Source organism: Synechococcus sp. O70.1, assembly GCF_047462215.1.
Taxonomy (GTDB): Bacteria; Cyanobacteriota; Cyanobacteriia; order Thermostichales; family Thermostichaceae; genus Thermostichus.
This window is the reverse complement of sequence record NZ_JANSIT010000004.1, coordinates 59,211-80,608: the sequence shown is the minus strand read 5'-3', so window position 1 is coordinate 80,608 and position 21,398 is coordinate 59,211. Positions and strand designations below refer to the sequence as shown.

Here is a 21,398-nt window from a genome sequence, read left to right as displayed (position 1 = left end):
CGTCGAAGGGGATGCTTCGAGGACGTATCTGCAGGTCGCAAGCCCATTCGCCACAGCTTCATCCGCCCCGCCCGCCCATCGAACGTGAAACCCACCCTTGGGCCGTGGCCGTACGGCGGCATCCGGAGTTCACCTGCCCCAGCTTGCCCAGACATGCCACGGCTGTTGCGGGGAGAGAGGCGGATAGCTACACAGGTTCCTTTGCCAAGCGCCGGCCTGGGCCTATGGACAGGAAGCAAGCGCTGAGTAGGGTAGTTCTCTCTGGTGTGGCTCTTGCTAGCTCAGCGCTTCTAGCTGCCTGTGGCCGAGATCCTGGCCCCTGGCTCCACCAGTTTGGCACCCCTTCCTCCGACGAGGCGCGCGCCCTTGCTGAGGACGGGCAGGGGAATGTCTGGGTGGCAGGGATCACCGAAGGAAGCCTTCCCGGCCAAAGTTCTGCGGGGGGCAGTGACGTTTTCTTGCGCAAGTACAACGCCCAGGGCCGAGAGCTCTGGACACGGCAGCTTGGTACTCCCGCTTCGGACGAGGTTGTTGCGCTGGCGGTGGACAGGAGGGGGAATGCCTGGGTGGCAGGGATGACCCACGGTGCCTTCCCTGGCTACAGCAATGCCGGCGAAGAAGACATCTTCCTGCGCAAGTACGATCCCCAAGGCAGAGAGCTCTGGACGCAGCAGTTGGGTAGCGCTGGGCCTGACCAAGTCGTTGCCATCGCTGTGGATGGCAAGAGCAACGTCTGGGTTGCAGGAACAGGGGCAGGCAAGAGCTTTGTGCGCCAGTACAACGCCGACGGCAAGCCGCTTTGGGTCCGCGAGTTGGGAGCCCACCAGCAGGTCGCTGCCCTGGCTCCCGATGGGGCAGGAAACCTCTGGATAGCCGGAAGAGCCGGTGGCTTTGTCTGCAAGCACGATCCCAGTGGCAACCAGGTTTGGATGCGCCAGTTTTCCCACCGAGGAGGCGACGGCGCTCTTTCCGTGGCCGTGGGAGGGGAGGGGAAGGTTTGGGTGGCAGGCTACGCCCAGGGCAAGAATCCGTTCAAGGCCTATGAGGTCTTCGCCCATCAGTACGATCTGTACGGCAACGAGCTCTGGAGCCGCCAATTTGCAGGTGGGCAAGGGGAGCGCGTCCTAGCCATTGCTGTGGATGGGAGTGGAAGGATTTGGGTAGCAGGCCACACGCAGGGGTCTTCCTCGAGGCGCAGCGACGCCTTTGTCCGACTTTACGAGACCAACGGCGGCGAGCTCTGGCGCCATCAGTTCGGCAGCGCCGACTTCGACTGGATCCAGGCCATTGCTGTAGGCCAAGAGGGCAACCTCGTGGTGGCAGGCGTAACCTGGGGATCCCTTGCCGACCAGTCCCATGCTGGAATGAAGGATGTCTTTGTGCGCAAGTACGGTCGTTAGTCCGGGGTCATTTTCCTGGAGCAGGATCCGGCTCCCCTTGTTGTTCTTTCGGCAGCCGATACAGATCTCACAGCTAAACAGGTGTCAGCTGCAGAAAGCTACGCCGTGCTAGGCTCTAGGCGGTGCGGCTTTGGTTGCAAGGGGAGAACTTGAGAGAGATGAAAAAAAGGGTGTCTAGGATAGCTCTTTTAGGAGCCTTAACTTCTTTTGCTGGTTCAACTTTCTGGGGAGCCTGCAGTTTCTTTCCAATCGATTTAGGTTTAGCCAGCCGTTCAACCGATTTGGGTTCAACCGAGTGGATCCGCCAGTTCGGAACCCCTGCGGATGAGGGGGCTGAGTCTGTTGCTGTCGATGGGCAGGGGAACGTTTGGGTAGCGGGATCCACTGGGGGAGCCCTTCCCGGCCCCTCGAGCGCTGGCGGTCAAGATGTCTTTGTGCTCAAGTACAGTCGCTAGTCAGGACGTACCTTGAGAAAGGTTGCATGAGGGTCACCTAGCGCTAGGCCATGCACCGAATAGCAGCTTTACCCGGAGGATGGGATCCCACCCAGTCCGGGGTTATTTTTCTGGAGCAGGATCCGGCTCCCCTTGTGGTTCTTTCGGCAGCCGATACGGATCTCACCGCCCTGAGCGCGGCTCTTTCGCTTCTGCCCCAAGACTTCCCGGAGGTGCGGGCTGCCAATCTCTTGCACTTGCAGCAGCCCCTGAGCATCGACGACTACGCCGAGAAGGTATTGCAGCAAGCTCAAGTTATCCTCATTCGCCTGCTGGGGGGAAGGGCCTACTGGAGCTACGGCCTAGAGGTGGCCAAACAGGTGGCAGCCGAGGCGGGATCCACCCTAATCGTCATTCCCGGCGATGATCGCCCTGACTGGGATCTGGTGAGCCATTCCACTGTGCCTCTAGGGGTGGCGGATCGGGTGTGGCGGTACTGGCTGGAGGGGGGAGCGGAGAATGTGGCGGCCTGTCTGCTGTTTCTAGCCAGGGAATTTTTGGGGCGCCAATATCCCGTGCCGGATCCTCAAGTGTTGCCTCGCCTGGGGGTCTACCACCCTCCTGTCGCTCTGCCGGCCCCTTCCCCGGCTCCCAAGGTGGGGATTTTGCTCTACCGGGCCCATGTGCTGGCGGGAAACACCCAGCCCATCGATGCTTTGGCCAGAGCCCTGCTGGAGCGAGGGTTGCAGCCCTTTTGCCTTTACACCTATAGCCTTCAAGACCCGGACTTGCCTCAAGCCCTTCGGGATCACTTTGGCGGCCAGATTGAGGTGTTGCTCAATACCACCAGTTTTTCGCTAGCGCGCTTGGACAGCCAGCAGCCCGATGTGAAACTATGGCAGGAGTTGGATGTGCCCGTTTTGCAGGTCATCCTCAGCAGCGGATCCCGCCAGAGCTGGGAGGACTCGACGCGGGGTTTGGGGGCGCGGGATCTGGCCATGAATGTGGCTTTGCCCGAGGTGGATGGACGCATTATTAGCCGCGCCATTTCCTTTAAAGCTGTTCAACAGCGGGATCCCCGCTTGCAAACGGAAGTCGTGGCCTATGAGGCGGTGCCGGATCGGGTGGAGTTTGTAGCCGATCTAGCAGCCAACTGGGTAAAACTGCGGCGCACTCCCCCTCCCCAGCGGCGACTGGCTTTGGTTTTGGCCAACTACCCTAGCCGGGATGGACGCCTGGCCAATGGAGTTGGGTTGGATACGCCAGCTAGCTGCGTCGAGATCCTCAAGGCCCTGAAAGACAACGGCTACCAAGTGGGCCCCATCCCCCAGAGCGGCGATGAGTTGATTGGCTGGCTAACCCAAAGCCAGACCTATGACCCGCTGGGATCCCTGCGGCCGGCTCGGCAATGCCTTTCCGCTGACCTTTACCGCGAGTGGTTTGCCCGCTTGCCGGAGCCCATCCAAACCGACCTCGTCCGGCAATGGGGGGATCCGCCCTCTCAGGATATTCCCGTGGTGGGACTGCAGCTAGGGCACGTTTTTGTCGGCATCCAGCCGCCGCGAGGCTACGACCGGGATCCTTCTTTGAACTACCACGCCCCAGATCTGGTGCCCCCGCATGAGTACCTAGCCTTTTACCTGTGGCTGCGGCAGGTCTTTGGCGTGCAGGCGGTGGTGCATGTGGGCAAGCACGGCAACTTAGAATGGCTGCCCGGCAAGGGATCCGCCCTTTCCTCTACCTGCTACCCGGAGATTGCCCTGGGGCCCCTGCCCCACTTTTACCCTTTTATCGTCAACGATCCAGGGGAAGGGTCCCAGGCCAAGCGGCGAGCCCAAGCCGTGATTATCGATCACCTCACCCCGCCCCTCACCCGCGCCGAGCTGTACGGCCCCTTGGCGGAGTTGGAACGGCTAATGGATGAGTACGTGCAGGCCCAACAGTTGGATCCCAGCCGCTGCCCCCTCATTCGCGCCCAGATTGAGGAGCTGGTCCGCTCAGAGCACCTGGATCCTCTGTTCAACCTGGAAAAAGAGGAAGATTGGAACCGCCTGGATGGCTATCTCTGCGAGCTCAAAGAATCCCAAATCCGGGACGGGCTGCACATCTTTGGCCGCATGCCCAGCGGCGAGCAACTGGTAGATCTTCTGGTGTCCCTAGCCCGCTACCCCGGCCATGGACAACTGGGCCTCACCCAAGCCATTGCCCGCGACTGGGGATGGGACTGGGATCCCTTGACCGCCGACCTGACGGATCCCTGGCCGGACAAGCCATAGCCTAGCCCAGCTTCTCCAAGCGGGCCTGCAAGAGCTGCATCTGGGCCTCCAGCTCCGCCAGTTGCTTGCGGCTAGCCTGCACCACGTCAGAGTTGGCGCGGCTCAAGAAGTTGGGGTTTTCCAGGCGAGTGCGGATCCCTTGGGCCTCTTTTTCCAGTTTGGCTAGGTCTTTCTGCAGCTTGGCCCGCAGCGCCTCCACGTCCACCAGCCCTGCCAGGGGCACCAGCACCTGCACCGTGCCCACCACGGCCGCCGCCACCTGCCTGGGCTCCGTGGCCAGGGATCCTGCAATCTCCAGCGACTCAACCTTGGCCAGCTCGCGGATATAGGCCTGGGCGGCGGTGAGAATCCGCTGCTCTTCAGGATCCTCGGTAACCAGCAGCGCGGCGATGGTTTGATGGGGCTTGAGGCCAGCTTCCGCTCGCAGGTTGCGCAGGCTGGTGATGACTTGGGTGACCAAGCCAAACTCCCGCTCCAGTTGGGGGTTAACCCAGCTGGGGTCAGGGGTGGGATAGGGCTGCACCGAGATGGAAGTAGTCTGGTTAGCCTGGGTAAGCAGTTGCCAGACTTCTTCGGTGACGTGGGGCATCCAGGGGTGCAGCAGCCGCAGAATGGTCTCCAGCACGGTGGCCAATACCTGCTGCGCCGTGCGCTTGGAGGCCAGGTCTTCTCCCCGCAGCCGAGGTTTAGCCAGCTCGATGTACCAGTCACAAAAGTCGTCCCAAATTAGGGAGTACAGAAGCCGCGCCCCCTCGCCCAGGCCGTAGGCTTCCAGCTCCTCGATCACTTGGGTGGCTGTGGAGTGCAGCCGGGAGAGGATCCAGCGATCGGCCAGCTCCAGCGCTTCCGGGGCAGGGGATCCCAGTTGGGCGGGGGTCTGTCCCTCCAAGTTCATCAACACAAAGCGGGAGGCGTTCCAGATCTTGTTGGCAAAGTTGCGGGCTGCCTCCACGCTGGCGCTCTCGCCGGTCTTGCGGTCATAAGCTAAGCGGATATCCTGCCCAGCCCCCACCACTTCCCTGACCAGAGCGTAGCGCAGGGCATCGGTGCCGTACTTGTCCAAGAGCTCGATGGGATCGATGCCGTTGCCCTTGGACTTGGACATCTTCGCCCCGTGCTCGTCCCGCACCAGGCCGTTGATGTAGACATCTTTGAAGGGGATCTGGCCGGTAAACTGCACCCCCATCATGGCCATGCGGGCCACCCAGAAAAAGATGATGTCGAAGCCCGTCGACATCAGGGAGGTGGGGTAGTAGCGCTTGAAGTCCTCCGTCTCCTCTGGCCAGCCCAGCGTGGAAAAGGGCCACAGAGCCGAGCTAAACCAGGTGTCCAAAATATCGGGATCCCGCTCCAGCCGCTCAACTTCTGGACCAAACTTCTCCCGCGCCTTGATCCAGGCTTCCTCCTCATTGCGAGCCACCACAAAAACCTGGGGATCCTCAGGGAGCTGGCCGTTGATGACCGGATACCAGGCTGGGATCTGGTGCCCCCACCACAGTTGTCGCGAGATGCACCAGGGGCGCAGCTTCTCCAGCCAGCCCGTGTAAACCTTGGTCCAGCGCTCCGGAATAAAGCGGGGGTTGTGGTGTTCCCGCTCCTCCTGCAAGCAACGAGCTGCCATCCCCGAGACATCGCAAAACCACTGGATGGAGAGCAAAGGCTCAATGGGCACACCCCCCCGGTCGCTATAGGGCACGGTGTGGGTGTACTCTTCCACCTTCTCCAGCAGGCCGTGCTCGGCAAACCACTGCACCACCTTCTCGCGGGCCACAAAGCGATCCAGGCCAGTGAAGGGATCCCCGTTCTCGTTGAGGGTGCCGTCCTTGTTGAGGATGTTGATCAAGGGCAACTGGTGGCGCTGGCCCATCTCAAAGTCGTTGGGGTCGTGGGCTGGGGTAACCTTGACGCATCCAGACCCAAAGGTGGGATCCACATACTCGTCGGCAATGATGGGGATAAGGCGATCCTTGATGGGCAGCCGAACAAACTGGCCGATGAGATGGCGGTAGCGCTCGTCTTGGGGGTTAACCGCCACGGCTGTATCCCCTAGCATCGTCTCAGGGCGGGTGGTGGCCACCACCAGGTACTGGCTGGGGTCGGCGGCCAAGGGGTAGCGGAAATGCCAGAGGTGGCCCTTGACCTCTTTGTTGTCCACCTCGATGTCGGAGACCGCCGACTGGGTGGCCGGACACCAGTTGACCAGATACTCGCCCCGATAGATGAGCCCTGCTTCGTAGAGGCGGACAAAGGCTTCCGTAACTGCCCGGCTCAGCCCCTCATCGAGAGTAAAGCGATCCCGTGTCCAGTCCAGCGACAAGCCCAGCCGCCGCAGTTGGCTTTTGATGGTGCCCTGCGACTTCTCCTTCCAGGCCCAGGCCCGCTCCAGAAAAGCCTCGCGGCCCAGGTCAAAGCGGCTCTTGCCCTCCTGGCGCAGTTGGTTTTCCAGAATGGTGTGCACGGCAATGCTGGCATGATCCGTGCCCGGCAGCCAGAGGACGTTGTAGCCGCGCATGCGCTTGTAGCGCACCACCACATCCGGCAGGGTAAAGGCAAAGGCATGGCCCATGTGCAGGCTGCCCGTGACATTGGGCGGGGGCAGCACCATGCTGAAGGCTTCCCCCGGCGCCTTGGGATCCGCCACGTAAAACCCCTTTTCCTCCCAAAAGCGCTGCCACTTCGGCTCGGTCTCGAAGGGGTTGTACTGGCTGGGCAGGTTGGCGAGGGAAGGTGCAGCAGTCATGCGGGGGCTGGGTTGCTCAAAGGACTACCCTAACTAGGTTAGCAAGCTTACTCCCAGCCGTCGGGTTTCCTTTTGGGGGGGTGGGCTTTGCTGGGGATCTCTCTTGACCTTGTAGTTAGCTACAGGGTTTAGGCTAAGAGAGCTTCTGGAGAGAGGGTAGAGAACCCGGCATGTCTGAGCTGCTGCGGGTGGGTCAGGTAGCCGAGAAGTTGGGCATCAGCCCCCAAACCCTCTACTTCTACGAGCGCCTGGGGCTCATCCCCAAGCCCCGTAGGACAGAGGGGGGCTACCGCCTCTACGGAGAAGCTGAGCTGGAGCGGCTAGCTTTCATTGCCCGCGCTAAGGCTTTGGGACTTACCCTGGCCGAGATCAAAGAATTGCTCCTGCTTCAGGAGAACGGGCAAGCCCTGCCCTGTTGGCAGGTGTACGTAAAGCTAACTGAAAAACTAAGACAAATCGACAAGTCAATCGCCCATCTCCAGGAACTCAGAGGGGAGTTATCGACACTCATTGAAAAGTGTCAACAACAATTTTCTGAGCAGGAGAAAAGTTCCTCTTGCGCTATCTTTCAACAGCAATAGCTTAATAACCCATGACAAGAGAACCCTTTTTCCCATTTTCTGCTAATGCTTGGAAGCCCTTGTGTCCAAAGAGCGGGGAGCAAGGGATCCCGATTCAACTGATGACGCTGAAGAGCCTTCTGTCTTGTCAGGCTTTGGAGCAACTTAATGCTAACGCCAGCTATGCGTTTTGTCGGGATCCCCTTTGCCCCGTCGTCTATTTTTCTGAGGAAGGTCAAAGCTTTGGGGTTGACGACCTCAAGGTTCCCGTCTTTCAAAAAGAAAGTGGCGAGGACGTGCCTGTCTGCTACTGTTTTGGATGGACGCGCCGGCGCATTTGGCAAGAGCTCCAGGGATCCAAAACGCCCCAGGCTATCCTCGAGGGGATTGCCGACCACATCAAAGCCAGGGGCTGTGGCTGTCAGGTGAACAACCCGCAGGGATTTTGCTGTCTGGAAAACGTCAGACAAGTCATCTTGGAGATGCGGCAAAGGAAGGCTGAGGAACAAAACCCGATTATTGGCTGAAATAGGCGTTGAGCCATTCCAGACATTCCATAAAGTAAAACACCAGCGGCCCGGTAAAGACGTAGCTATCGCCCCGATCCAAAATGCCGCCGTGGCCGGGAATGAGATCCCCGGAGTCTTTTACTCCCGCATCCCGTTTCATGAGGGACTCGGTGAGATCCCCCAGCAGGCTAGTTAACCCAATCAAAAACCCCAACACGCTGCCGCTCAGCCAGCTCCAGGGCCAGTTTAGGTAGTGGGCTCCCAGCATAGCCAGGGCCATGCTGGCTGCGATCCCGGCCACTGCCCCTTCCACCGTCTTCTTAGGGCTGAGGGTGGAGAGCTTGGTGCGCCCAAAGGCCCGACCACACAGGTAGGCCGCTACATCGGCAGCAATGACACAGCCAATGGCCAACAGCGTAATCCATAGCCCTTCGCCAATGCCCTTGGATAAAGACAAAGCCCTGACCCGAATCCAAAAACTGGGCAGCAGAGCACAGTAAAACAGTCCCAAAATTGAGGTGGCAATATCGGCAATGGTGGCCACCTTGGGCTTAAAGAGCAAATAAAAACAGATGATGGATCCCGCCACAATAAAAGCAGGGCTGGTCCACTCGGGCTTGACCTGCTGCAAAATCACCAGCACCTGGCTGGAAAACATGGTGGTGCGCATGGCCGGTGCATTGCCCTTAGCCCGTACCAGCCGAAAGAACTCCAGTTGGGCCAGAAAAATAATCAGCCCAAGGGCTGCCGTGAAGTACCAGCCCCCTAGCAGGGTAACCGTCAGGGCAAACAGCACCGCCACGAAACCGCTAACCCAACGGGCTCCCATAGGCGCACCCCGCTATGTTGGCCAGCCGTTCCGGTTCGGGGGAGAGATCCCAGCCGCCCGAGACCCTTGCCAGGGTGCCTGCTCTTGAGGTCTTCGCCTCAGCGGGACGGAGTTTTGACTTCGACGTGGCTGCTGCAACGGCAATGCCTCCTGCCTTAACCTTTCAGTCTACCGCTGGGATCCCCCTCGATCTCCAGTTGGCGGGATCGCAGGTGTTCCTGAGCGTGGGATAATTGAAAAACTGCAAGAACGGGTTACCCTCAATTGAATTTCAGAATGGTTCAGGAACTTACCCCTCCCGTGGCTAGTCCCCGCATCTCCGCCGAAGAGGCTCGAATGCTCTACGAAGACATGGTGCTGGGCCGCCTGTTTGAGGACAAGTGCGCCGAGATGTACTACAAGGGCAAGATGTTCGGCTTTGTGCACCTGTACAACGGGCAGGAGGCTGTGTCCACGGGGGTGATCAAGGCGCTCAAGCCCACCGACTATATCTGCAGCACCTACCGGGATCACGTGCATGCCCTCAGCGCTGGGATCCCGCCGCGAGCGGTGATGGCGGAGCTCTTCGGCAAGGCCACTGGCTGCAGCAAGGGTCGGGGCGGCTCCATGCATCTGTTTTCGGCAGAGCACAACTTTTTGGGAGGCTATGCCTTTGTGGCCGAAGGGATCCCTGTGGCTACAGGGGCAGCGTTTTCGGCCAAGTACCGCGGCACTGACCAGGTAACCGTCTGCTTTTTTGGGGATGGGGCCTGCAACAACGGCCAATTTTACGAATGTCTCAACATGGCCGCCCTCTGGAAGTTGCCTATCGTCTACGTGGTGGAGAACAACTTCTGGGCTATTGGCATGGCCCACAGGCGTGCCACTTCGGTAACCGACATCTACCTCAAGGGCCCAGCCTTTGGCATGCCTGGCTACCAAGTAGACGGCATGGACGTGCTGGCAGTGCGGGAAGCAGCTCAACAGGCCATCGCCCGCGCCCGTGCCGGAGAAGGCCCCACTCTCCTGGAGTGCCTCACTTACCGCTTCCGCGGCCACTCTCTGGCTGACCCCGACGAGCTGCGCAGCCCCGAAGAAAAGGAATTTTGGCGGCAGCGGGATCCCATCAAACGCCTGGAGCGCTACGCCTTGGAACACAACTTGATGACTGAGGCGGACTTCCAGGCCATTCACGAGAAAGTGAGCGCCGTAGTGGAAGACGCAGTCCTTTTTGCCCTGGAAAGCCCAGAGCCCACCCTGGACGAATTGCACCGCTTTGTTTTTGCCGAGGATGAGTAGCTAGGCATTGGGGCAGTGCAGCTTGCACTTGGGCCGCCATTGCCGCCCTCTTGCCAAGCCTTGATGCTTACCATCAGAGAAACCTTGTCCAGGTCTGCGCTCTTGCGCAGATTTTTTTGTAAAGGTTGCTTTCCATTTGTTTACATAGCTTCATATCATTGAGATGTTGAGTATAAGTACCTATTCTCAATCATGAGCAGTCCTCTTGAGTTTCCTTGGCTGTCGGCCCTGGTGCTCCTGCCGCTGCTGGGTGCCTTCGGGATCCCCCTGCTTCCCCAGAGCCGCTGGGCGCGTTGGTATGCCCTTGCCGTGGGGGCTTTGGATTTGGGCCTGATGGCCTACATCTTTGGGTGGCACTACGACCTGCGGGATTTTTCGCTGCAACTGGCCGAGCGTTACGCCTGGGTGCCCCAGATCGGGTTCCACTGGTCGCTGGCGGTGGACGGCCTGTCCTTCCCGCTGGTGCTGCTGTCGGGCTTGATTACGACTTTGGCGATTGTGGCAGCTTGGGAGGTGGCCTACAAGCCGCGTCTATTTTTCTTTTTGCTGCTGCTCCTGTACGGCGCCCAGGTGGGTGTGTTCTTGGCGCAGGATCTGCTCCTCTTTTTCTTGATGTGGGAGATTGAGCTAGTGCCTGTTTATCTCCTCATCGCCATCTGGGGCGGGCCGCAGCGCCAGTATGCTGCCACTAAGTTCATCCTCTACACCGCCGCTGCTTCGATCTTTATCTTGGTGGGATCCCTGACAATGGCCTTTGCTGGCGAGGGCTTTAGCCTGGAGATGGCAGAGCTAGGTGCTAAGTCCTACCCGCTGGCCCTGCAGATCTTGGCGTATACGGCTTTCCTCATGGCCTTCGGGGTCAAGCTCCCGATTTTTCCCCTCCACACTTGGCTGCCCGATGCCCACAGCGAAGCCTCGGCGCCCATTTCTATGATCCTGGCCGGGGTACTGCTCAAGATGGGGGGCTATGGCCTCATCCGCCTAAACGCGAATCTCCTAGCGGAGGCCCACGTGTACTTTGCCCCGGTGCTGGCGGTGCTGGGGGCAGTGAACATCATCTATGGGGCGCTGGCGGCCTTGGGACAAAACCACCTCAAGCGGCGGCTGGCCTACTCCTCCATTGCCCACATGGGCTTTGTGTTGATTGGCATGGCAACTTTTACGGAGCTGGGGCTTAATGGTGCTCTGCTGCAGATGATCTCCCACGGGCTGATCGCGGCGGTGCTCTTCTTCCTAACAGGGATCACCTATGAGCGCACCCACACCCTTTTTCTGGAGAAGTTGGGAGGATTGGCCAAGCAACTGCCCAAGACCTTTGCCCTGTTTACGGCAGGAGCTTTGGCCTCTTTGGCGCTGCCGGGGATGAGCGGCTTTGTGGCCGAGCTGACGGTATTTTTGGGCTTGACCACCAGCGATGCCTATGCACCAGCCTTCAAAGCAGGGGTGGCGCTGCTGGCGGCAGTGGGTCTTATCTTGACGCCTGTCTACTTGCTTTCTCTGCTGCGGCAGACTTTCTATGGCCCTTCGGATCCCAGCCTGGTGCTGGAAGAGTACCCGGGCGATCTGCGCCCGCGGGAAATGGCAGTGGCCCTCTGCCTGCTCTTGCCAATTCTTGGCATTGGCTTCTACCCACGTTTGGCTATCCAGAGCTATGATGTGACAACGGTGGCGGTGGCAGCCCACTTGCGCAGTGCCCTGGCAACGGAAATTGCCCAGCGGCCCCTTTTGCCAGCGCAACCAGCTCAGGTAGCAGCGCTGCCCACCCGTAACTGAGAACTTTGCGGCTTGCTGAACAGGAAGAGCTGGTACTTTTCAGCTCTTCTTTTGCTTTTTTTAATGTTTGAGCTTGGACTTGAGGGGGAGGATGTCTTCAACCCTGCTGGGGGTGTTAACTCTAGCGAGGATCGGAAGGAATAGAGTTGTGTTCCATCAGGTTGAGTTGCACCACCAGCCACCATAGGGTGATGTCGGAGTAGGTTCCCCGCTGCTTCAGACGGGAGATAGAGTGAACCGGGTTTTGGCTGTCGATCATCCACTCCGAAGCAATGATTTGGCTACGTTCGCAGGCTTCCATTTTTTCTCTCCCCTCGCCAACTCTCAAAGCTTGAGATAGCTCCTATTTTCAGGATGGCGAATTTGGCGGGGAGCGTGTGAAAAAATATATTACGCGGGGATCCCAAGGAGAGCTAACTTTCTTAGCAATTGCAATCCCAGGGGCCAGTTAGTTGGGCGCTTGCCGACTGCGAGGGCCAGAGAAGCTTGACAAAGGGTCGAAATTTTTGCCAGGGGGGTAGGGATACCCTGACGGTGAGCCGATCCAAAATCTCATCGTGGGAGAGGCCTTTGCGAACCCATCCTTCACAGCTGTGCAGCTGCTGGGCGGCGCCGAGGAGAAAGCGGTTGAGAGGTGGTCTGTACGCAGACTAGATCCCGTCCTGAGAGCACCAAGAAGAAGCCCGCCAGTATCCCCCCTCCAGATACATCTTGGTCTAGCAGGGTTCAATGCTATCGACTCGGCGGAGTGCTGCCGCACTTTGGCAACGACCCTCTGCCCCACCCGACGCCGCCAAGCTTGGCGGTATTAAGCACTCTGGCTAGGAAGAAAGTCAAGGGTGTAGGCTTGCTGGACATCCAAGCCAGCTTCGACAACTCCCAGGGCAACCATTTCCTGAAAATAGGTCTGCCAGCGCTGGTGGGTCATGGCGCCGATCCCCAGGGTAGCCGCGTCGCCGGCAGTGAGGAGGCCGTAGTCTTTTAGGGCCTGGTGGGCGTAGGCCAAGAGGGCCTCGCTCATGTTGGGGTTGTCCTCGCGGATGAGGCGGTTGCCGGGGCGGGGATCCTCTAGGTAGCTTTGCCACCCTTCAATGGAGGCGGCCACAAACTTGCGCACTTGGTCAGGGTACTGTTCGGCAAAGGGGCGGGTGGTCTCCAGGGTAGTGGCATAAGGGGAATAGCCGTAGTCGGCCAAGAGAAAGACGACGGGATCAAAACCGCCCTCCTGGCGCACGCGGAAGGGCTCGGAGGTGACATAGCCCTGTTGGGCGGAATACTTGTCGAGCAGGAAGGGGGTGAGGCTGAAGTTGTAGGGGCGCTTTTGGTCGTCGGTGAAGCCAAATTTGGCCCGCAAGAACGGCCAGTAGGTGAGGTTGGCCCCTGGCGAGACCCAGATGGGCTTGCCCCGCAAGTCTTCTAGGCGCTCAATGCCCACCCCCGGATGGGCCAAGAGACACTGGGGATCCTTTTGGAAAAAGGCAGCCACGGTGAGCACCGGGATCCCGGATTGCAGGGCGGCCAGGGCGTCAGGGCTGCCGCCGAGGACGAAGTCTGCTGCCCCCCCCGCCAGGAGTTGCAGCACGTTGACCGCCGTTCCCCCCATGCGGATTTCTACCTGCAGGCCGTAGTCGGCGTAGATGCCCAGGGCCAGGGCTTGGTAGAAGCCGCCGTGTTCGGCTTGGGCATACCAGTTGGTTACTAGCCGCAGAGGCCGGGATTGGCGGGATCCCGCTCCCACCGCCAGTAGAGCAGCTCCAGCAGCCAGAAACTGCCGGCGCGGCCAAGGCTTTGCAACGGCGTTAGCCATGGGCTTCCACGCTTTTCCGTCAAGGGGCAGGGCTCTTCTTAGCCTAGCTGGAAGATTGGAGAGAGGGGGCTAAGATCCTGCTTTTGCGGCAGGATGGGATAGTTGAGACCAGAGACAGCAACACATCCCCATGGGCAAGGTGTATCTGGTGGGAGCGGGGCTGGGCGGGCGGGCGGGTCTGACGCAAGGGGCGCTGGAGATCCTGCGGCAGGCCGAGGCGGTTTGGGTGGATGAGCTGGTGGACGAGCGCCTGTTGGCAGAGCTGCCCCCGCAGGCGCAGGTGTGGCGACGTTCCGGAGAAGCGGGTTTGCAGGAGGGCATTCGCTGGCTCATCCAGCGCTGCCGAGAAGGCAAGCAGGTGGTTCACCTCAAGTCGGGGGATCCCTTGATCTTTGGCCGCGCCCGTGAGGAAGTGCAGGCCCTGCGGGAGGCAGGCTGTCCGTTTGAGATCTGGCCAGGCTTGTCGTCGGCCCTAGCCGGCCCTTTGTGGGCTGGGATCCCGTTGACCGATAAACACCTGAGCCGCGCCTTTGCTGTTCTCACCGCCCATGAGCTGGAGGCTCTGCCCTGGGGCGCTCTGGCCCAGTTGGATACGCTGGTGATTTTGATGGGATCCCGGCAGCGGCAGCAGATTGCGGCCCAGTTGATGGCAGCGGGGATCCCGCCGGAGCGAGCGGCGGCCCTGATCTGGGGGGCGGGGCAGGCGGAGCAGCGGGTTTGGGTGGGCACCTTGGCGGAGCTGCAGCAGGGGGAAGGGGTAGAGCCGGAGGCTGGGGAAAGGTTGCCGGGGCTATTGATAGTGGGCGAGGTGGTGCGGCTGCGGCAGGAATTTTTGCTGGGGATCCCACCGTTGCCGCCACCGGCTCCTTTGGCAGGCAAGACGGTGCTGGTCACCCGTGCTGAGGGGCAGTCGCCGGCTTTTCGCGAGCTGCTGCGGGCTCAGGGGGCGCGGGTGGTGGAGATGCCTGCCCTGGTGATCCAGCCTCCTAGCAGTTGGGATCCCCTGGACACCGCCATTGCCAACTTGCAACAGTTCAACTGGCTGCTGCTGACTTCGGCCAATGGGGTGCAGGCTTTTTTCGAGCGGCTGCAGCAGCAGGGGCGAGATAGCCGGGCGCTCCACTCCCTGCAAGTGGCGGTGGTGGGATCCAAAACGGCGGCGATGCTGGCTCAGTATGGCATCCGCCCAGATTTGATGCCTTCCGAGTTTGTGGCCGAAGCCTTGCTGCCCATTTGGCCGGAGCCGGTGCAGGGGCAGCGCATCCTCTTTCCCCGCGTCGAATCTGGAGGCCGGGAGGAGCTGGTGCAGGGGCTGCGGCAACGCGGAGCCGAGGTGGTGGAGGTGGCCGCTTATCAATCGACCTGTCCGGCAGCGGCGGATCCCCAGGTGGTGGAGGCTCTCAAAGATCGCCAGGTGGATATTCTCACCTTTGCCAGCTCCAAAACGGTGCAGCATTTTGCCCACCTCCTGCGCCAGGCAGGGCTAGGCCCTGAAGTCTGGGATCCGCCGGTCCAGATTGCCGCCATCGGCCCCAAAACGGCGGAAACCTGCAAGAAGGTCTTAGGGCGGGCAGATGTGGTGGCTCAGGAGTACACCCTGGAAGGGCTGTTGGGATCCCTCCTCCGGGCCACCCCCTAGCGGGATAATGGGAGGGCAGTTGGGACTCTGGACACCATGTGGCAGACGGCCAAGCTCTACGAAGACATCCTCTACGAGAAGACGGACGGCATCGCCAAGATCACCATCAACCGGCCCCACAAGCGCAATGCCTTCCGCCCCAAGACCATCGTCGAAATGATTGATGCCTTTCTGGATGCGCGGGAGGATCCCAGTATTGGAGTCGTGCTCTTGACGGGCGCCGGGCCCCATACGGATGGAAAGTATGCTTTCTGCGCCGGCGGGGATCAGAGCGTGCGGGGAGAGGCCGGCTACCTGGATGAGGCCGGGGTTCCCCGTCTTAACGTCTTGGATCTCCAGCGCATCATCCGCTCCCTGCCCAAGGTGGTGATTGCCCTAGTGGCCGGCTACGCCATTGGTGGGGGCAATGTTTTGCATCTCATCTGCGACCTGACCATCGCTGCCGACAACGCCATCTTTGGCCAGGCCGGGCCACGGGTGGGCAGCTTTGACGGCGGCTTTGGGGCCAGCTACCTGGCGCGGGTGGTGGGCCAGAAGAAAGCGCGCGAAATCTGGTTTCTTTGCCGCCAGTACACCGCAGCGCAAGCCCTGGAGATGGGCCTGGTCAATGCGGTGGTGCCGGTGGAGGAACTGGAAGCCGAAGGGATCCGCTGGGCGCGGGAGATCCTCCAACACAGTCCTCTGGCCATCCGCTGCCTCAAGGCTGCTTTCAACGCCGATTGCGACGGCCAGATGGGACTGCAGGAGCTGGCGGGAGACGCGACGCTCTTGTATTACATGACCGAGGAAGCTGCCGAGGGCAGACGCGCTTTTTTGGAGAAGCGTCCTCCCAACTTTCGCCAGTTTCCCTGGCGGCCCTAGGGGGCAGCAAACGATAGGCTGGACTCAGTTCTTGGTCTTGGCCGATGGCTTCCCACCCTCCGAGGCTGCTTTTGGTCGATGGCCACTCCCTGGCCTACCGCTCTTTTTACGCCTTTGCCCATAGCCGCGAGGGGGGCTTGCGCACCTCCACTGGGATCCCGACCAGTGTCAGCTTTGGCTTTTTGAAATCGCTACTGGAGGTCTTGGAGAAATACCCCCCCACCCACATAGCTGTTGCCTTTGATACCCGGCAGCCCACCTTTCGCCACGAGGCCGATGAAACCTACAAAGCAGGCCGTCCGGAAACGCCGCCGGAGTTTATTGAGGATGTGGAAAACCTCAGGCAGGTGTTGGCGGCGCTGCGCATTCCGATTTTGGCAGTGCCCGGCTTTGAGGCCGACGATATTCTGGGTACACTCTGCAGGCTTGCCCCCCAAGAGTATCGGGTGCAGATCTTAAGCGGCGACCAGGATCTCTTTCAGTTGATTGACCCCGAGGGAAGAATTCGGGTTCTGCATCTCAACAGCAAAGATCGCGTCAGCGAATTTGGCCCCCAAGAGGTCAAAGAGAAATTGGGCATCTGGCCTTGGCAAGTGGTCGACTACAAAGCCCTCTGTGGTGACCCCTCCGACAACATTCCCGGCGTCAAGGGGATCGGCCCCAAGCGAGCGGCAGAGCTCTTACAGCGCTACGGCAGCTTGGAGGAGATTTTCAACCATCTGGAGGAGATCCCTGGCAAAGTCCAGCAGTACCTCAAGGAAGGGATCGCCGCAGCCCAGCACTCCCAATTTCTGGCTCGGATTCACTGTGATGTCCCCCTTTTGCCCGACTGGGAGAGCATGAGGCTGACCGGGTTTGACCCGGCGGAAGTGCTGCCGCTTTTGGAGAAACTAGAGTTTCGCAGTTTCATTGCTCAAGTGCGCAAGCTGCAAGCCACTTTGGGCGGGATCCCAGCCCAAGTCCCTGAAGCCAGGACAGGTTCAAAGAATGGCTCTGCCGACGACGAGGCCCTTTGGTTTGATTTTGCTGCACATCCCCCCCCTTCTCTGCCGCCGGTACGCATTGTGGATACCCCTGAGCAGTTGGAGCGGTTGCGGCAGGAGCTGTTGGCTTGCTCCGGGATCGTAGCCTGGGACACGGAAACCACGAGTCTAGATCCCCGCGACGCCCAACTGGTGGGGATTGGCTGCTGTTGGTCGGAGCGGGATGTTGCCTATTTGCCCATTGGCCACCGCCAGGGATCCAACTTGGACTGGAACCTAGTCAAACAGAGCCTACAGCCCATTTGGGAGGATCCCAGTCGCCCCAAAAGCCTGCAAAACTGCAAGTATGATCTCAGCATTTTTCGCGCTCATGGCATTCGCCTACAAGGGATCCAATTTGATCCCATGTTGGCTAGCTATGTGCTCAATCCAGAAGCTAGCCACAACTTGGCTGATTTGGCAGCTACCTATCTAAATTTACCCACCACCAACTACGAAAAGCTGCTGGGCAAAGCAGAGTCCATTGCCGATCTGCCCATTGCCAAAGTGGCAGAATATTGCGGAACCGACGCCTACTGCGCCTATCGTTTGGTGCCCATCCTCACCGAAAAGCTACAGCAAACTGACCCACGTCTCTGGAATCTTTTTATCCAGGTGGAGCTGCCCTTGGCTCATGTTTTGGAAGAAATGGAGTGGGTCGGCATCCGCATCGACACTGAGTTTCTCAAGCAGTTTTCTCAGGAACTGGAGAAAGAGCTGCAGACTCTGGAGCAGAAAGCCTACACTCAAGCAGGCGAGGTTTTTAACCTCAACTCTCCCAAGCAACTGGGATCCCTGCTTTTTGAAAAGCTAAAGCTAGATATCCGAAAAACTCGCAAGACAGCCACCGGCTACTCCACCGATGCCTCGGTTTTGGAGAAGCTGGAAGGAGATCACCCAGTTGTTGAAACGATTCTCCAGTACCGCACTCTGGCCAAGCTCAAATCCACCTATGTGGACGCGCTGCCAGCTCTGGTAAGACGCGATACGGGCAGGGTGCACACCAACTTCAACCAGACTGTTACCGCTACTGGCCGACTCAGCTCCTCTAACCCCAACCTGCAAAACATCCCCATCCGCAGCGAGTTCAGCCGCCGCATTCGCCAGGCCTTCATTCCCCAGGAGGGGTGGTTGTTGGCCTCAGCTGACTACTCGCAAATTGAGCTGCGCATCTTGGCCCACCTCAGCCAAGAGCCAACGCTCATCGAGGGCTTTCGCTCAGGGGAAGATGTGCACACCCTTACCGCTCGCTTGCTCTTTGAAAAACAAGAGGTAACTAGCGAAGAACGTCGCCTTGCCAAGACAATCAATTATGGAGTTATTTACGGCATGGGGGCGCAGCGTTTTGCCCGCACTGCTGGCGTATCTCTGGCAGAAGCCAAGGAATTTTTGCGGCGATTTAACGAGCGCTATGCTGGCGTTTTTGCCTATCTCCGCGCCACCCAAGCCTTTGTGGAAGAACATGGCTATGTGGAAACCATCTTGGGCCGCCGTCGCTATTTCCCCAATTTGTCTCAGCTGTCGGGCCATCGCAAGCAAGCTGAGCTGCGGGCTGCCGTGAACGCCCCCATTCAGGGATCCGCTTCAGACATCATCAAAGTGGCCATGGTTCGCCTGCAGGAAAAGCTGCAGAACTTTCGCTCGCGTTTGCTTTTGCAGGTTCACGACGAGCTGGTGTTTGAAGTAGAGCCCTCAGAATGGCAGGACTTACAGCCACTCATTCAAAGAGAAATGGAAGGGGCAGTGCCCCTCTCCATACCGCTGGTGGTGGATATCCAAATCGGCCACAACTGGAAGGAGGCCAACTGAAATGTTAGGCTATGTGAAAGCGTTCGTTCTCTCCCTATGGCTGTTGAGATCTACACATGGCGTTTTTGTCCCTTCTGCATTCGCGCCAAGCAACTGCTAGACCGCAAGGGAGTCAAGTACATCGAATACGCCATTGATGGGGACGAGGCAGCGCGAGCGGAGATGGCCAAGCGGGCCAACGGGCGCCGTTCGGTACCCCAGATTTTTATCAACAACCAGCACATCGGCGGCTGCGACGACCTCTACGCCCTTGAGGCCCAGGGCAAGCTAGATCTGCTCCTGCAGCAGGCTACCTAGATCCGTCCCTTGCTCGGGGCCTCGGCTAGCTACTTGAGGCAGACAGATGCACGGGCAAGGAGACTCAGCCTAGACACTGCCCTGCTTAACCCGAGCGCGTGCTTGTTTCAGCATGGCAATCAGGGTGTGGTGGGCATCTTCGGAATCCTTGAGAGGGTGATCAAAGGAAATGCGCAGCGTTTGTACGGCTCCGTCAACCTCTACCTGCAAGTCCATCCCTTCCGAGTCGATAGCCTGCATGCGGGCCTGGGTCACCCCTTCCACCTGACCGAAGACTCTGGCATAGAGCGCTAGGGCATCGGCGTGGTCTTCGTTCATGTGCTTGCAGATGCGCTCGCTAACCTGAGGGGTGAGAGGGTCGGCCATAGAAGTGAGAGTTGCAAAAGGGATGTCCAGGTTTTAGTCTAGCGGACTCTTGGCTCAAACGAATCTTTTCACAGGCAAGGCCCAGCAGCTGAAACCAGACGGGGGTGGACATGCAGCTTTACGAGCGTGACTTCTATGCCTGGACCCAGGAGCAGGCGACGCTGCTGCGCACGGGCCGACTGGAGCAGCTAGATACTGAGCACTTGGCAGAGGAAATCGAGGCTTTGGGTAGACAAGAGCGCCGGGAACTGGTCAATCGACTGGGGATCCTGCTGGGACACCTCCTCAAGTGGCAGTTTCAGCCCCAGCTTCGCGGTAAAAGCTGGCAGGCTACGATCATCGAACAGCGGCAGGATATCCAGGAACTCATTGCGGAGAGTCCCAGCCTCAAATCTTATCTAGCTGAAGCGATGGAGAAGGCCTATCGCAAAGGACTGCTCCTGGTGGTGAGAGAAACGCCCCTCTCTCTACAGGATTTGCCTGATCAGTGTCCCTACACGTTTGAGCAAGTGATGGATCCCAGCTTTTACCCTGAAAAATAGGAGTGAGTATGCAGCTTTACGAGCGCGACTTCTATGCCTGGACCCAGGAGCAGGCGGCACTGCTGAGGTCAGGGCAGTTGGAGCGACTGGACAGAGTTCATTTGGCAGAGGAAATTGAGGCTTTGGGCAGGCAGGAGCGCCGGGAACTAGTCAATCGACTGGGGATCCTGCTAGGCCATTTGCTGAAATGGCAGTTCCAACCTCACTTGCGAGGTAAAAGCTGGCGAGCAACCCTTAGCGAGCAACGCCGCCAAATTCAGCGACTCCTCAAAGAGAGTCCTAGCCTCAAACCGGAGCTGGCGGCAGCTCTGGCAGAGGCTTACCAAGACGGGATCCTGCTCGTAGTAAAGGAAACACCGCTTGCTGAAGACGACCTGCCCGCCGAGTGCCCCTACACTCTTGAGCAAGTGGTAAATCTCGGCTTTTATCCCGGGATGAGAACAGCTCAAAGGGCTTTGCTCGCCCTCGAGAAATGCCGCCTCTTGCAACCTGACAGAGAAAGCTGGGTTGTCCAGACCAATCTGTCCCCCAAGAGCTGCAACCAGAGCTTTGGGAGGGCCGACACCAGCAGGCCGAGAAGCTTATCACTGCTCATGCCAACACACTGAGAATCTTAATAACAACGGCAGGCCTCAAGGCTCACGAAAGCTGAAGTGAATTCCTCCTCGTGCTAGCGGGACAGGGTTCCTCTAGGGGGCAAGTGCTGCTAGGCTTTGCGCTCCGCGCCGCTAACGCGAGCAAGACTGAGCTCAGGCTCAACAACAAACAGCGGACACTGACAGCCCAACATGCCGGTGTAGCCCGCCGTGCCTACAACTAGGGCCTGGCCATCTACCAACAGGCCATTGAGGCCAAGCCGAAACTACCCACGGCCAAAGTGCTCCGCACCGCTGTCGCGAACGACCTGCACAAGCGGCTGGTGGTGGGGGTCAAGAAGGCCAACCCCTGGTACTACCAAGTCTCCAAGTGCGCCCCGCAGCAGGCACTCCGCAGCTTAGAGCAAGCCTGCGCGCTACGCGCCGCTGACGCGAACAAACGCTGGCGGAGTGGACTGGGCCGGTTTCCCCGCTTCAAGCGCAAGGGGGTACGGGACAGCTTTTATCTCGAAGGCAACATCCACATCTCCGGCAACCGCATCAAGGTACCTATCTAAGGCCTCCGGCCCGCTTGGTGAGTGGCTGGTTACGCTGTGCGGAGATCCCCCCTACTGCCACCCCCCAGAACGTCGTGATCAGCCTGCGGGCTGGGCGGTGGTA

Annotated in this window: 20 protein-coding genes; 15 read left to right on the top strand and 5 right to left on the bottom strand. The window is 59.4% G+C overall.

Annotation, left to right across the window (positions count from 1 at the left end; translation table 11 throughout):
• The first annotated feature begins 266 nt into the window (after positions 1-266).
• The 3 genes from NW833_RS03495 to cobN all read left to right on the top strand — a co-directional run bounded on the left by NW833_RS03495 (position 267) and on the right by cobN (position 4,110).
• A complete protein-coding gene (locus NW833_RS03495) occupies positions 267-1,400 on the top strand; it encodes an SBBP repeat-containing protein (RefSeq protein ID WP_414411560.1) in 1,134 nt (377 codons plus the stop codon).
• Positions 1,401-1,558: 158 nt separating this feature from the next.
• A complete protein-coding gene (locus NW833_RS03490; RefSeq protein ID WP_414411622.1) occupies positions 1,559-1,855 on the top strand; it encodes an SBBP repeat-containing protein in 297 nt (98 codons plus the stop codon).
• 50 nt (positions 1,856-1,905) lie between these two features.
• Positions 1,906-4,110: a cobaltochelatase subunit CobN gene (gene cobN / locus NW833_RS03485; RefSeq protein WP_414411559.1), complete on the top strand. Its 2,205-nt coding sequence runs from the start codon at positions 1,906-1,908 to the stop codon at positions 4,108-4,110.
• A 1-nt stretch (position 4,111) separates the two neighbouring features.
• Here cobN and NW833_RS03480 read toward each other — a convergent pair whose 3' ends face one another.
• On the bottom strand, positions 4,112-6,850 hold the full coding sequence (locus NW833_RS03480; protein ID WP_414411558.1) for a valine--tRNA ligase: 2,739 nt from the start codon (positions 6,848-6,850) through the stop codon (positions 4,112-4,114).
• Positions 6,851-7,020: 170 nt separating this feature from the next.
• Here NW833_RS03480 and NW833_RS03475 point away from each other — a divergent pair, with 170 nt between their 5' ends.
• Both NW833_RS03475 and NW833_RS03470 read left to right on the top strand, forming a co-directional pair.
• Entirely contained in the window at positions 7,021-7,431 is a 411-nt protein-coding gene (locus NW833_RS03475) for a heavy metal-responsive transcriptional regulator (protein WP_414395338.1), read from the top strand.
• A 59-nt stretch (positions 7,432-7,490) separates the two neighbouring features.
• Positions 7,491-7,937: a putative iron-sulfur cluster-binding metallochaperone gene (locus NW833_RS03470; protein ID WP_414411557.1), complete on the top strand. Its 447-nt coding sequence runs from the start codon at positions 7,491-7,493 to the stop codon at positions 7,935-7,937.
• Here NW833_RS03470 and NW833_RS03465 read toward each other — a convergent pair.
• Positions 7,927-8,748, bottom strand: a complete 822-nt coding sequence (locus NW833_RS03465) for a phosphatidate cytidylyltransferase (protein WP_414405087.1) — start codon at positions 8,746-8,748, stop codon at positions 7,927-7,929. The genes NW833_RS03470 and NW833_RS03465 overlap by 11 nt on opposite strands.
• 14 nt (positions 8,749-8,762) lie before the next feature.
• Between NW833_RS03465 and NW833_RS03460 the strand changes: the two genes are divergently transcribed.
• The 3 genes from NW833_RS03460 (at position 8,763) to NW833_RS03450 (ending at position 11,799) form a co-directional block, all read left to right on the top strand.
• A complete protein-coding gene (locus NW833_RS03460; RefSeq protein ID WP_414411556.1) occupies positions 8,763-8,981 on the top strand; it encodes a hypothetical protein in 219 nt (72 codons plus the stop codon).
• 43 nt (positions 8,982-9,024) lie between these two features.
• Positions 9,025-10,026, top strand: a complete 1,002-nt coding sequence (gene pdhA, locus NW833_RS03455) for a pyruvate dehydrogenase (acetyl-transferring) E1 component subunit alpha (protein WP_414395329.1) — start codon at positions 9,025-9,027, stop codon at positions 10,024-10,026.
• Positions 10,027-10,218: 192 nt separating this feature from the next.
• Positions 10,219-11,799 (top strand): NAD(P)H-quinone oxidoreductase subunit 4, encoded by a 1,581-nt coding sequence (locus NW833_RS03450; protein WP_414411555.1) that lies wholly within the window; start codon positions 10,219-10,221, stop codon positions 11,797-11,799.
• Positions 11,800-11,920: 121 nt separating this feature from the next.
• On the opposite strand, the gene NW833_RS03445 is transcribed toward NW833_RS03450, so the two are convergent.
• A complete protein-coding gene (locus NW833_RS03445; protein WP_414411554.1) occupies positions 11,921-12,100 on the bottom strand; it encodes a hypothetical protein in 180 nt (59 codons plus the stop codon).
• Positions 12,101-12,607: 507 nt separating this feature from the next.
• A complete protein-coding gene (locus tag NW833_RS03440) occupies positions 12,608-13,606 on the bottom strand; it encodes an ABC transporter substrate-binding protein (RefSeq protein WP_414411553.1) in 999 nt (332 codons plus the stop codon).
• A 130-nt stretch (positions 13,607-13,736) separates the two neighbouring features.
• Here NW833_RS03440 and cobA point away from each other — a divergent pair, with 130 nt between their 5' ends.
• From cobA to grxC, 4 genes are read left to right on the top strand one after another with little or no spacing between them, the layout of a single operon-like run.
• Positions 13,737-15,245 carry a uroporphyrinogen-III C-methyltransferase gene (gene cobA, locus NW833_RS03435; protein ID WP_414411552.1) on the top strand — a complete coding sequence of 503 codons (1,509 nt, stop codon included), beginning with the start codon at positions 13,737-13,739 and terminating at the stop codon, positions 15,243-15,245.
• Positions 15,246-15,281: 36 nt separating this feature from the next.
• Positions 15,282-16,106 carry a 1,4-dihydroxy-2-naphthoyl-CoA synthase gene (gene menB / locus NW833_RS03430; RefSeq protein ID WP_414395320.1) on the top strand — a complete coding sequence of 275 codons (825 nt, stop codon included), beginning with the start codon at positions 15,282-15,284 and terminating at the stop codon, positions 16,104-16,106.
• 44 nt (positions 16,107-16,150) lie between these two features.
• Complete coding sequence (gene polA / locus NW833_RS03425; RefSeq protein WP_414411551.1) at positions 16,151-18,937, top strand: DNA polymerase I; 2,787 nt, start codon at positions 16,151-16,153, stop codon at positions 18,935-18,937.
• A 36-nt stretch (positions 18,938-18,973) separates the two neighbouring features.
• The gene (gene grxC / locus NW833_RS03420) at positions 18,974-19,234 is read left to right on the top strand and encodes a glutaredoxin 3 (protein ID WP_099884243.1); all 261 of its coding nucleotides are present in this window, start codon (positions 18,974-18,976) and stop codon (positions 19,232-19,234) included.
• Positions 19,235-19,303: 69 nt separating this feature from the next.
• Here grxC and NW833_RS03415 read toward each other — a convergent pair whose 3' ends face one another.
• Entirely contained in the window at positions 19,304-19,600 is a 297-nt protein-coding gene (locus NW833_RS03415; protein ID WP_414395313.1) for a DUF2470 domain-containing protein, read from the bottom strand.
• A 110-nt stretch (positions 19,601-19,710) separates the two neighbouring features.
• On the opposite strand from NW833_RS03415, the gene NW833_RS03410 reads away from it, so the two are divergent.
• The 3 genes from NW833_RS03410 to NW833_RS03400 all read left to right on the top strand — a co-directional run bounded on the left by NW833_RS03410 (position 19,711) and on the right by NW833_RS03400 (position 21,295).
• Positions 19,711-20,142 (top strand): DUF29 domain-containing protein, encoded by a 432-nt coding sequence (locus NW833_RS03410; protein ID WP_414395310.1) that lies wholly within the window; start codon positions 19,711-19,713, stop codon positions 20,140-20,142.
• A gap of 8 nt (positions 20,143-20,150) precedes the next feature.
• Positions 20,151-20,750 carry a DUF29 domain-containing protein gene (locus tag NW833_RS03405; protein ID WP_414411550.1) on the top strand — a complete coding sequence of 200 codons (600 nt, stop codon included), beginning with the start codon at positions 20,151-20,153 and terminating at the stop codon, positions 20,748-20,750.
• A 269-nt stretch (positions 20,751-21,019) separates the two neighbouring features.
• Positions 21,020-21,295 carry a hypothetical protein gene (locus NW833_RS03400; protein ID WP_414395304.1) on the top strand — a complete coding sequence of 92 codons (276 nt, stop codon included), beginning with the start codon at positions 21,020-21,022 and terminating at the stop codon, positions 21,293-21,295.
• The last annotated feature ends 103 nt before the right edge of the window (positions 21,296-21,398 follow it).